General features: G+C 40.3%; 12 protein-coding genes. 11 read left to right on the forward strand and 1 reads right to left on the reverse strand.

The window, feature by feature from the left end; genetic code table 11:
- Positions 1–158 precede the first annotated feature (158 nt).
- The 8 genes from yhbH to CSV77_RS01490 all read left to right on the forward strand — a co-directional run bounded on the left by yhbH (position 159) and on the right by CSV77_RS01490 (position 8297).
- Positions 159–1319, forward strand: a complete 1161-nt coding sequence (gene yhbH / locus CSV77_RS01455) for a sporulation protein YhbH (protein WP_099672020.1) — start codon at positions 159–161, stop codon at positions 1317–1319.
- Entirely contained in the window at positions 1316–2707 is a 1392-nt protein-coding gene (locus CSV77_RS01460) for a SpoVR family protein (RefSeq protein WP_099631011.1), read from the forward strand. The genes yhbH and CSV77_RS01460 overlap by 4 nt, the downstream gene beginning before the upstream one ends.
- Positions 2708–2872: 165 nt before the next feature.
- Positions 2873–3676 carry an amino acid ABC transporter substrate-binding protein gene (locus CSV77_RS01465; protein WP_099631012.1) on the forward strand — a complete coding sequence of 268 codons (804 nt, stop codon included), beginning with the start codon at positions 2873–2875 and terminating at the stop codon, positions 3674–3676.
- A 109-nt stretch (positions 3677–3785) separates the two neighbouring features.
- Positions 3786–4445 carry an amino acid ABC transporter permease gene (locus CSV77_RS01470; RefSeq protein WP_099672021.1) on the forward strand — a complete coding sequence of 220 codons (660 nt, stop codon included), beginning with the start codon at positions 3786–3788 and terminating at the stop codon, positions 4443–4445.
- A gap of 12 nt (positions 4446–4457) precedes the next feature.
- Positions 4458–5207 (forward strand): amino acid ABC transporter ATP-binding protein, encoded by a 750-nt coding sequence (locus tag CSV77_RS01475; RefSeq protein ID WP_099672022.1) that lies wholly within the window; start codon positions 4458–4460, stop codon positions 5205–5207.
- Positions 5208–5450: 243 nt separating this feature from the next.
- Positions 5451–6461, forward strand: a complete 1011-nt coding sequence (locus CSV77_RS01480) for an ABC transporter substrate-binding protein (RefSeq protein ID WP_099672023.1) — start codon at positions 5451–5453, stop codon at positions 6459–6461.
- A 20-nt stretch (positions 6462–6481) separates the two neighbouring features.
- Positions 6482–7525 carry an ABC transporter permease gene (locus tag CSV77_RS01485; RefSeq protein WP_099672024.1) on the forward strand — a complete coding sequence of 348 codons (1044 nt, stop codon included), beginning with the start codon at positions 6482–6484 and terminating at the stop codon, positions 7523–7525.
- The gene (locus CSV77_RS01490) at positions 7500–8297 is read left to right on the forward strand and encodes an ABC transporter ATP-binding protein (RefSeq protein WP_099631017.1); all 798 of its coding nucleotides are present in this window, start codon (positions 7500–7502) and stop codon (positions 8295–8297) included. The genes CSV77_RS01485 and CSV77_RS01490 overlap by 26 nt, the downstream gene beginning before the upstream one ends.
- Before the next feature lie 49 nt (positions 8298–8346).
- Here the strand turns inward: CSV77_RS01490 and CSV77_RS01495 are convergent, their stop codons facing one another.
- A complete protein-coding gene (locus tag CSV77_RS01495) occupies positions 8347–9447 on the reverse strand; it encodes a branched-chain amino acid aminotransferase (RefSeq protein WP_369802713.1) in 1101 nt (366 codons plus the stop codon).
- 130 nt (positions 9448–9577) lie between these two features.
- On the opposite strand from CSV77_RS01495, the gene CSV77_RS01500 reads away from it, so the two are divergent.
- The 3 genes from CSV77_RS01500 (at position 9578) to CSV77_RS01510 (ending at position 12454) form a co-directional block, all read left to right on the forward strand.
- Positions 9578–10702, forward strand: coding sequence for an NAD(P)/FAD-dependent oxidoreductase (locus tag CSV77_RS01500; protein ID WP_099635991.1), 1125 nt, complete (start codon positions 9578–9580; stop codon positions 10700–10702).
- A gap of 64 nt (positions 10703–10766) precedes the next feature.
- Positions 10767–11678, forward strand: coding sequence for a pseudouridine-5'-phosphate glycosidase (locus CSV77_RS01505; RefSeq protein WP_099672026.1), 912 nt, complete (start codon positions 10767–10769; stop codon positions 11676–11678).
- Positions 11679–11698: 20 nt separating this feature from the next.
- A complete protein-coding gene (locus CSV77_RS01510) occupies positions 11699–12454 on the forward strand; it encodes an exodeoxyribonuclease III (protein ID WP_099672027.1) in 756 nt (251 codons plus the stop codon).
- Positions 12455–12570 lie beyond the last annotated feature (116 nt).

Genomic DNA, 12570 nt, shown 5'->3' on the forward strand with positions numbered 1-12570 from the left:
AATCCACTGCCTAAGACTAATTCCAGCTAATGAACTTTGAATTCAGAGACCTCAATACACGAGGTCTCTTTTTAGTTTTGTTGCCGTTTTGTAAATATTCAATCAGCTGCCGCATATGATAAGGAAACAAATTGTTCGAGAGATAGGCGGGGATACGAGTGGAAGAAAACCAGAAAAGTCGATTCGTTGTCACTGAAGAAAATTGGTCTCTCCATCGCAAAGGCCACCAAGATCAGCAACGCCACTTAGATAAAATAAATGAAGTACTAAAAAGTAACTTACCTGACTTAATCAGTGAAGAGAACATTATACTATCAAATGGAAAAGACATGGTCAAAATACCAATTCGCTCATTAGATGAATTTAAAATTCGCTACAACCACGACAAGTCCAAGCATGTTGGCCAAGGTGATGGCGACAGTGCGGTAGGGGACGTAGTGGCGCAAGGAGAAAAGAAAGCACAGCCAGGTGAAGGAAAAGAAGCGGGTGATCAACCAGGGCAAGATATCTATGAAACAGAGGTCTCGATAGAAGAGTTGGAAGAGATGTTCTTTAAAGAATTGGAGCTACCGGACTTAGAGCAGAAAGAACAATCGGTAACAACGCTTGAAGACATTGATTTCACAGACATTCGTAAAAAAGGATTAATCGGTAATATTGATAAAAAACGGACATTGTTATCTGCCATTAAACGTAATGCGATAAATGGGAAAGCTGAGGTCGCACCGATTCTGGAAGACGATCTACGATTTAAAACATGGAATCCCGTAGAGAAACCACAATCTAAAGCGGTTGTCATCGCCATGATGGACACGAGTGGTTCAATGGGCAAATTTGAGAAATATATGGCACGAAGTTTCTTCTTTTGGATGACGAAGTTTTTACGGACAAAGTATGAGACGGTAGAAATCGAATTCATTGCGCACCATACGGAAGCTAAAGTAGTATCTGAGGAAAATTTCTTCAACAAAGGGGAAAGTGGCGGAACCAGATGTTCATCAGCTTATAGTAAAGCATTGGAAGTTATTAAAGAATTTTATCCACCCACTAGTTATAATATCTATCCTGTCCACTTTTCGGACGGGGAAAATATGACAAGTGACAATAAGAAATGTTTGGAATACGTGGATGAATTATTGGCGATATCGAATATGTTTGGTTATGCCGAAGTCAATGAGCATCGTAGAATGTCCACGTTGATGTCCGCGTATAAATCAATTGAACATCCCAAATTCAATTATTATATTTTGCAAAAAAACCGCGATGTCTACTTTGCGCTCAAGAAGTTCTTCGAAAAGCGAACGGAGGGATTACGCTGACTGATCAACAGGCATTATATTATGCAATTGATGAGATCACGGAGATTGCCAGTGGATTTGGACTCGACTTTTATCCGATGAGGTATGAGATTTGTCCAGCAGATATACTATATACATTTGGCGCCTATGGAATGCCTACGCGTTTTACACATTGGAGTTTTGGTAAGCAGTTCCATAAGATGAAGTTGCAATATGATATCGGATTAAGCAAGATATATGAGCTCGTTATCAATTCAAATCCGTGTTACGCATTTTTATTGAATACGAATAGTTTAATTCAAAATAAATTAATCATTGCGCATGTATTGGCGCATTGTGATTTCTTCAAAAATAATACCTATTTTTCAAAAACGCGTAAAGACATGGTTGAAAGCATGGCAGCTACAGCCGAACGAATTGCGGACTATGAAGTACGCTACGGTAAGAAATGTGTGGAAACATTTCTTGACGCGGTATTAGCCATTCAAGAACATGTGGATCCAAGTATGATGCGGGACATCATTCCGTCATCTTTTATTGACCAACAACCCCGAAGAAGCGCATATGAAGATTTATGGGACCTTGATCAACGGAAAATACCTGGACAACAAGCGATTGAAATGCACAAAAAGAATCCGAAAGAACCAGAAAAAGACATCCTATTATTTATTCTTGAAAACAGTCGTAATCTAACGGAATGGCAAGCGGACATTCTGACGATGTTACGCGAAGAGATGCTTTATTTTTGGCCACAGTTGGAAACGAAAATCATGAATGAAGGTTGGGCATCTTATTGGCATCAAACGATTCTTCGACAAATGGATTTAACGCCTTCAGAGACAATTGAGTTCGCAAAACTTAATGCTAGTGTTCTGCAGCCTTCCAAGACTTCAATTAATCCATATTACCTCGGTGTCAAAATATATGAAGATATAGAGAAACGGTACGATATACTAGCTAAGGAAGCTACTTCACGTGGTGAAGAGATGGTGACGGGACGCGAAAAAATATTTGAAGCGCGTGAAATTGAAAATGACACATCGTTCATTCGAAATTATTTGACCGATGACCTAATCAAACAAGAAGATCTGTACGTGTTTCAAAAGCAGGAAGACCAATACAAAATCTCTGATAAACAGACCGATGCTGTTCGGAATCAACTAATTGGACAGAGAGTGAACGGTGGCTTTCCTTATATAGTAGTAGACGATGGAGATTATATGCGAAATGGGGAATTGTATCTTGTTCACCGCTATGAAGACACTGAACTTGATCTCCCGTACTTGGAACATGTTTTACCGCATATTCATCAACTGTGGGGACGTATCGTGCATATCGAAACAATACTTGAGAACAAACCTTTGGTCTTTTCATACGATGGGCACAAAGTGTTTAGGAGAAGTAAATAACAAAAAAATAGACACAGATTATTCGTAGACTGAAGATAACTCCAGACATATGGAGATTACCTTCAGTTTTTTCATTTTACTACTTTTCATTTCGTGCATCTAATGTTATTTTTATAGTATACTAACTCATTAACGTACTAAAGAATTAAGAAAAGAGGAAAAATAATGAAAAAGACAACCATTGCTTTATTATTTGCAGCATTATTCCTACTGCTGGCTGGATGTTCGGGCAAGTCGTCTGAGGGGGGCAAATCACCCGCTGATGCAGATAACAAAGAAACGAAAGAAATTATCATCGGTGTAGATGACAAATTTGCACCTATGGGATTCCGTGACGATAAAAATAATTTAGTAGGTTTCGATATTGACATGGCAACAGCAGCGGCTGAGCATATGGGCGCTACTGCAAAATTCCAGCCTATTGACTGGAAAACGAAGGAAACAGAACTTAGCAGTGGAAGAATCGATTTAATTTGGAACGGCTATACCATCACAAAAGAACGTCAAGAAAAAGTATTATTCACGAAGCCTTATTTGGATAATAATCAAGTCGTTGTGACGTTAGTAGATTCTGATGTGAAAACAATTGAAGACCTAGATGGAAAAACTGTAGGTGTTCAAGCATTATCATCTGCCGGACCAGCATTAGAAAGTCACCCAATCCACGAAAAAATAAAAAACATCACAGAATTTGCAGACAATGTTCTAGCGTTAACAGATTTGAAAACAGGTCGTCTAGATGCAGTAGTACTTGATGAAGTCGTCATTGATTACTATATGACAACTGAAGAAGGGGTCTTTACGAAACTTGACGGATCATTGGCAGTGGAAGAATATGGCGTTGGAGTGAAGAAAGGCAATGAAGAATTGCTTGAAAATCTTCAAAAAGCATTGGATACGATGAATGAAGATGGTACTTCAGCTGAAATCTCCACAGAATGGTTCGGAGAAGACAAAGTTCTTCGTTGAGTTGTAAAATAAGTTATGTCAACGGAAGTTGCATTTGCGACTTCCCTTGGTATGCGTATTGTAAGAGAAGTACATAAAACCTTGAATGGTTTTTCGGAGGAATTTACTAATGAGTTATGAATATTTTATGTCTATGCTGATTCCTATGTTGGAAGGGGCTAAAGCGACTGTACTATTATTTGTAATAGCGATTGTCTTATCTATTCCACTGGGATTCTTGTTGACACTTGCCGTAAGAAGTAGTATTAAACCAATTTCTTATTTGGCGCAGACTTTTATATACGTCATGCGTGGGACTCCTTTGTTATTACAGCTATTGTTTTTTGTTTTTGGTTTACCACTTCTGCCGGTAATTGGTGAGTACTTAGTTCTTGATCGTTTTGTAGCAGCTACACTAGCGTTCATTTTGAACTATTCAGCCTACTTTGCTGAAATATTCCGAGGTGGTTTGATCTCCATTGATAAAGGGCAATACGAAGCTTCGCAAGTACTTGGATTATCGAAATGGCAAACGACTGTGCGCGTCATCCTACCACAGATGTTTCGTGTAACGCTACCACCTATTGCGAATGAATCGGTATCTTTAGTAAAGGATACGGCGCTATTATATGCGGTAGCGGTTCCAGAACTTCTACACTATGCGCAAACAGTCGTAAACAGAGACTTCACAATCATACCGTTCTTCATTGCGGCTGGGATCTACCTGCTGATTGCATTCGGATTGACTGTAGTCTTCAAGTATTTAGAAAGAAAGCTGCAATACGAATGAGGAGAGGAAATTATGTCTTTCATAGAAGTACGCAACTTACAGAAATCATTCGGTCCATTAGAAGTATTGAAGGATATATCGTTTGATGTTCAAAAAAATGATGTCATGGCAATTATCGGACCTTCGGGTTCTGGAAAGAGTACAATGTTAAGAAGTCTAATTCAATTGGAGCAAGTTGGTGGCGGTAGTATTATCGTGGATGGAGATTACCTAGTTAAAGATGGCATTTACACAAATCCTACCGATAGTAAAATGATCAACTCCAAAATGGGAATGGTATTTCAACAATTTAACCTATTTCCTCATTTAACTGTAAAGCAGAACTTGGAACTAGCACCAAAACTGGTGAAGAAAGAAAAAGCCGAAGATTATGGGCATAGAAGTATCGAATTGCTAGAAAAAGTGGGGTTGGCTTCAAAGGCTGATGAATTACCTTCGAGACTTTCGGGTGGTCAGAAACAACGTGTTGCGATTGCGAGAGCGTTGATGATGAATCCGGATATTTTATTATTCGATGAACCGACTTCCGCTTTAGATCCGCAATTGACGAAAGAAGTATTGCAAGTGATGAGAAATCTCGCGGAAGAGCATATGACGATGATTGTGGTGACGCATGAGATGGAATTCGCAAGCAATGTGGCTAATCATGTGATCTTTATGGACGATGGAAAGATCGTTGAAGCGGGTACTCCAGATGAAGTAATCAAATCACCGAAAGAATTACGTACAAAGAGATTCCTGAATTACGAGTTAAATAAATAACCAAAAATAGTGATGCGAATGGTATAATCGCGTCACTATTTTTTATGTAGATTAATTTGTTTTCCTGTAAGTTATCTTAATATATGGAGAATTATATCAGGTAGTTCATTAACTTTTGAGAATTCACACAAAATATTGAATAATACATTGACGAATAACATTGTAAAGGGTACGATTACGTATAATTATTATCTTTTCTACATACATCGAAAGGGTAATAGATCATAGTCGAGGGGGATTTACATGAAGAAACATTGGGTGACTTATGCAGCAGCACTATTTAGTATTGTGCTCATTCTCGCTGCGTGTGGTGGAAAAGGGGAGTCATCTGATCCTGTAGCAGATGATAAGAATAATGATAAAGCAAGCACTGAAGAAAAATACATAATTGGTGTGACACAAATTGTTGAACACCCGTCTTTAGATGCGGCGTTTGAAGGGTTTCAAAAGGCAATTGAAGATGCTGGATTGAATGTAGAATACGATAAGCAAAATGCGCAAAATGATAATAGTTCCAACTCAACCATTGCAAACAACTTGGCAGGCGCAGGCGTCGATTTAATATTTGCTAACTCTACACCAAGTGCACAAGCGGCAGCTAGCGCGACACAAGACATTCCGATCATCTTCACATCAGTTACAGATGCAGTAGCAGCGGAACTTGTTGCATCCAATGAAGAGCCAGGCGGCAATGTTACAGGCACTACTGATAATCATCCTGATGCCATTCCAAACACAATGAAGTTCTTGAAAGAAAACGTTGGTGCAAAAAAAGTAGGAATGATATTTAACTCAGGGGAGCAAAACTCTCGCCTACAAGTGGATCATGTAAAAGGAATTCTTGCAGATATGGATATGGAAGTTGTAGAAGCATCCGTTGCAACTTCAGCAGATGTAAAGCAAGCAGCCGAATCTTTGATTGGTTCAGTAGATTCATTTTATATCATTACGGATAATACTGTAGTATCAGCACTTGAATCAGTCATCTCTGTTGCGAATGACAATAAGATTCCGATGATGGTGGGTGAATTTGATTCTGTGAAACGTGGTGGACTTGGAGCATACGGCTTTGAGTACTACGATATCGGATATGAAGCGGGTGAAATGGCAGTAAAGATTCTAAAAGGTGAAGAAACGCCTGAATCATTACCTGTCCAATTACCACAGAACTTGAAGCTAGTGATGAATGAAGAGACTGCAGACGCAATCGGTTTGAAGATTCAAGATGAGTGGAATGCCGAGATTGCAAAATAAAAAATAGGAGATGATCTTGCATGTTTTCAGCTGTATTTGGCTCAGTTGAGCAGGGTATCATCTATGCGATCATGGCACTCGGAGTGTATCTAACATTCCGGGTGCTTGATTTTCCAGATTTAACAGTGGACGGAAGTTTTGTAACAGGCGCAGCAGTAGCGGCTACGATGATTGTATTTGATTATCATCCACTTGTTGCAACACTTACCGCAATCCTGGTTGGCTTTTTTGCTGGGTGTATAACTGGTTTATTACATACCAAAGGAAAAATCAATCCACTTCTATCCGGAATCCTCATGATGATAGCTCTTTACTCGATAAACCTTCGGATAATGGGACTGACGACAGAAAATTCAGTAGGTCGTCCGAATATTCCGCTTTTAAATTCAGAAACGATTTTCAGTAAGTTCCAAGGTTTCTGGAGTACTCTTGGAATTGATGAAACCATCAATGGTTTCCTATTGGGACTTGGCTTGGAACATTTACCATCGACTTGGGGAACATTAGTTTTGATGATCCTAGTTGTGGTTCTCATTAAATTCATAGCGGACTGGTTTTTGCAAACCGAAGTTGGTTTAGCCATCCGTGCAACTGGTGATAATAAAAAAATGATTCGTAGTTTCTCTGCCAATACAGATACTCTTGTTATTCTAGGATTAGGAATTTCCAATGCACTAGTTGCTTTCGCAGGTTCATTGATTGCACAGTATGGAAAATTCGCTGATAATGGAATGGGAATTGGTATGATCATCATCGGATTGGCTTCTGTTATTATCGGTGAAGCGATATTCGGGACGAAAACCATTTTCCGTACAACAATGGCCGTCGTGATTGGTGCCGTAATCTATAGAATCGTACTCGGACTGTCATTGAAAGTGAAGATTCTCGATTCAGGTGATATGAAATTAATTACTGCAGTCATCGTAATTGCGGCATTAATTATTCCGCAGATTCTCGAAAAAAGACGGGAAAAAGCGCGTAAAGCGAAAAGACAATCTGAACGAATGGCGATGAAATCATCACAAGGAGGTCATAGCGTTGTTGAAACTGGATCAAGTCAATAAAGTATTTAATGAATCGACTCCGGATGAGAAAGTAGCGCTGGACCAAATTAACTTACATTTACAACCGGGTGATTTCGTAACAGTCATAGGGAGTAACGGTGCAGGAAAATCTACCATGATGAATATGATATCCGGCGCATTGACACCGGATTTTGGTTCTATTTATATCAATAACAAAGATGTTACACGTTTGGCAGAGTTCAAACGATCCAAAATGATAGGACGAGTATTCCAAGATCCGATGTCAGGTACAGCACCGACGATGACGATTGAAGAAAATTTGGCGATGGCTTATTCTCGCAATCGACGGCGTTCATTGCATCGTGGAGTAGATAAGAAACGGAAAGACTTATTCCGAACCTCACTGGAAACATTGCATTTGAATCTTGAAAATCGGATGACAGCGAATGTTGGACTATTGTCCGGTGGTGAACGTCAAGCGTTGTCATTATTGATGGCGACCTTTACGCAACCTTCTATTTTGTTGTTGGATGAGCATACCGCAGCACTCGATCCGTCCCGCGCAGAGTTAATCACCGATTTAACGAAACGATTAGTTGAGAAGGATCGGCTGACGACGTTAATGGTAACGCATAACATGCAACAGGCACTTGACCTTGGAAATCGCTTAATTATGATGGATAAAGGCCAAATTATTCTTGAGGTAGAAGAAGAACAGAAACAGCATTTAACTATTGCGAAATTGATGGATGAATTTCAGCGTATTCGTGGAGAACAACTTACGAATGATGCAGCTTTACTTTCTGTATAAACAACAGCCCCCGCTTTCCAGTTGTGGAAAACGGGGGCTTTTCAATGTCTTAAGCAAGCCGTGCCATACGTTTCTTAATTTCATATACCCAACCAAATGGATCTTGTTCTTTGCCTGTTTGGATATTCGTTAACGTGTTATATAGACGAGTAGATAGTTCCCCTGTTTCACCGTTGCCAATGATCATTTTATAACCATCCCAATTCAGTTCGCCGACTGGAGAAATAACAGCAGCTGTGCCTGTACCGAATACTTCCTCAAGTTCACCGCTTTCATAGGCAGATCGGATTTCATCCATTGAGATTTGACGCTCTGCAACTGGCATATTCCAATGTCTTAGCAACTGTAAAATGGATTTTCGTGTAATTCCCTCAAGAATACTGCCGTTGATTGCAGGCGTTACAATTTCACCGTTGATCTTGAAAAAGATATTCATACTTCCTACTTCTTCCACGTATTTACGCTCGACACTATCGAGCCATAAAACTTGTGAGTAGCCTTGTTTGTCTGCTGTCTCCTGTGCCTTTAAAGCCGCTGCGTAGTTGCCAGCAGTTTTAGCGCTACCCGTTCCGCCTTTTGCAGCACGGACGAATTCATTTTCGACGAGGATTTTAACTGGATGAATCCCTTCTTTATAGTACGAGCCAACAGGGGACAGAATCATGAAAAATTGATATTTTTTAGCTGGCGCTACACCTAGGAAGGCTTCTGTTGCAATGACAAATGGGCGGATATATAATGATGTTCCTTCTAGTGTAGGAATCCAATCCTGCTCGATTTGCAACAATTGGTTCAGCGCGTACAATGCGTTCTTTTCATCAATCCGTGGCATACATAGACGATCGAGCGAATAATTCAAACGCTTCATATTTTGATCTGGACGGAACAAACGAATGGTTCCATCTTCTGAACGGTATGCCTTCATTCCTTCAAAAACCGTTTGACCGTAATGTAAAACGATTGCAGCTGGATCGAGTGTTAAAGGTGCGTAAGGAGTAATGCGATGATTATGCCAACCTTTGCCTTCCTCATAGTCTATAATGAGCATGTGGTCTGTAAATGTTTTCCCAAAAACTAAAGTGCTAGGATCTGGCTTTTCTTTTTTATTTTGTGCTAGTTGAATTTGCATAGGTAATCTCGTCATAATCATCAAAACTCCTCAAGATATAGAATATTCCGAAAGTTCAATTCCGAATAGTGTAATTATACTGCTTTTTTAGAAAAAATAAAGTGAAAAGTTTGTCGGTTTTAAAAACTATTATATAAAGGAGCAAATTTTCATGAGAAAAGTATTAATTATAGGCGGGGGTATCGTTGGTGCTTCCGCTGCTTATCATTTATCCGACCAACAAGCAGAAGTCGTACTAATCGATAGGCAAGAGCCAGGACAGGCTACAAAAGCCGCAGCAGGCATTATTTGTCCGTGGGCATCTCAAAGACGAAATAAAGCATGGTATGCCCTCGCATCAGCTGGTGCTGCGTATTATCCTGAATTCATTCGGTCATTAGAAAAGCATGGCGAAGTGGAAACAGGATATAAGAAAGTGGGTGCCTTGGCGATTCATACTGAGTTAGATCGTTTGGAGAAGAAAGTCGAGTTGTTAAATATAAGGAAAGAACAATCTCCTGAGATCGGGGAAGTGGAATTACTGGATACAATACAGCTCGCTAGCTATTTTCCGATTTTATCTGAGGAATATTCAGCTGTTCGTATTTCAGGTGCTGCCAAAGTAGAAGGGGATCAACTACTTAAAGCAATGGAGCGTGTGGCAGTTCAACGTGGTGTTCAAAGTATAAAAGGCTCTGCATCGCCGTACATAAAAGAAGGAAAAGTCTGTGGTGTTATGGTCGGGGGGCAAATTATTGAGGGAGATCAAATCATCGTAGCGTCAGGTGCCTGGGCTAGTGAATTTACAGAGCCCTTAGGTAAGAAGCTGCAAGTGACAGGACAGAAAGCACAAATACTCCATTTACAATCAAATCATGTAGCGTCAGGGGAATGGCCAGTCATCATGCCACCTGGTACTCAGTACCTCGTGCCATTCCGAGATGGCAGATTCGTTGCGGGCGCAACACACGAGGATACAGATGATTTCAATATTCAACCGACCACTGGTGGGATACTGCAGGTGTTATCGAATGCTCTACCCATTGCACCTTTACTGAGCGAAGCAGTACTGGCTGAGGTCCGTGTGGGTATTCGTCCACATACACCGAATTTTATGCCGGTCATCGGTCAACTACCTGATCACCCGCAAGTTTGGATGGCTAACGGTCTTGGTTCATCTGGTTTAACAGTAGGACCTCTTCTCGGCAAGCTTTTATCCCAGCTAGTACTAGGCGAGGAGACTGGATGGGACTTAGAAAGCTACTCTATTAACCAAATAATTGCCGACGAACATTGAATAAAGTGCGTATAATGATTATTATGAATATATAGCGATTGAACGGTAAAGGGGAAGATTCATAATGAGAAGATATGTTTCGTATTCAGAAGAAGTGAAAGAAGCGATGAAATATGGGAAGCCGCTAGTCGCATTGGAATCCACAATTATTACGTATGGCATGCCATACCCTGAAAATGTGAAAGCTGCACGGGAAGTTCAGCAGATTGTGCGCGATCATGGTGCGGTTCCGGCAACAATTGCAATTATGGACGGTAAAATAAAAATAGGTCTATCTGATGAAGAGCTAGAACGGTTCGGAGATAGCAAAGGTGTTGTCAAAGCTTCTAGACGCGATATTAGTTACTTAATTGCTACTAAAAAACCGGGTGCAACGACGGTTGCTGCATCGATGTTCTTTGCTGACTTAGCGAGAATACGCGTATTCACGACTGGGGCCATTGGCGGTGTGCATAGAGGTGTGGAACAAACGATGGATATTTCTGCAGATCTTGAAGAGTTCGCACGCACAAATGTAGCTGTTGTTTGTTCAGGAGCGAAATCTATTTTGGATCTCGGTAAAACACTTGAGTATTTGGAAACAAAAGGTGTTCCAGTCATGGGGTATCAAACAGATATATTCCCCGCCTTTTACACAAGAAGCAGCGCACATCATGTAGACTACCGGATAGATGAAATCGATATGATGGCAGAGATGTTGCGCGTTAAATGGAATTTAGGCTTGGAGGGTAGCGCGATTATCGCGAATCCGATTCCTGAAGAATATGCAATGGATCAGGAGTATATGGATGGATTGGTTTCAGATGCACTTAAAGAAGCTGAACAAATGGGCATTAGCGGAAAGTATCTTACACCACATATGTTAAAAAAGGTTCAGGAAATGACAGGCGGTAAAAGTCTGGAAGCCAATATCGCCTTAGTGAAGTCAAACGCTGAACTTGCAGCAAAACTAGCAGTGAGTTTTAACGGCAATTAATTTAGACGGGTTGTGTAAAATTGAAAGTAGTATCTTGGAACGTGAACGGTATTAGGGCATGCGTAAAAAAAGGTTTTAGTGACTTTTTTGAACAAGTACAGGCAGATATATTTTGTGTCCAAGAGATCAAATGTCAAGAAGGACAAATCGACCTTTCTTTCGATGGGTATGAATCCTACTGGAACTATGCAGCGAAAAAGGGATATTCAGGTACCGCAGTCTTTACGAAGAAATCCCCTCTTACTGTACGCTATGGATTGAATGATCTAGACCACGAAGCAGAAGGACGAGTGCTAACGCTAGAATTTGAAGAGTTTTTTCTCGTTAATTGTTATACGCCCAATTCACAACGGGACTTAGCGCGATTATCATTTCGACTGGCATGGGAAGATGAATTACTTGAGCATTTGCAGTTATTGGATGCCATCAAGCCCGTCATCTATTGTGGAGATTTGAACGTGGCACATGAAGAAATTGATATTCGTAACGTTAAATCTAATATTGGTAATTCGGGATTTACGAATGAAGAACGCGGGAAAATGACGCGGTTGTTAGATGCCGGATTCATTGATACGTTTCGCTTTATGAATCCCGATCTAAAAGATAACTATACATGGTGGTCTTATATGCGCGATGTACGGGCACGAAATATCGGCTGGCGTATCGATTACATTATTATATCAGAGCGTCTCCAGTCAGCCCTGCAAACAACAGCCATTCATTCAGAAATTATGGGCAGTGATCATTGTCCGATTTCTACAGAATTAGAAATATAATGAGAGCGAGTACCTCTCGAGTTAAGTTGTTCAGTTGAGATACAATAGCTGAAATAATAAAAATCGCATCACAAGTTTACCTTGTGGTGCGATTTATTAATTGAATCCATTCCAGT

Origin of the sequence: Sporosarcina sp. P16b, from assembly GCF_002743065.1 — a bacterium.
In the GTDB taxonomy this organism is placed as follows: Bacteria; Bacillota; Bacilli; order Bacillales_A; family Planococcaceae; genus Sporosarcina.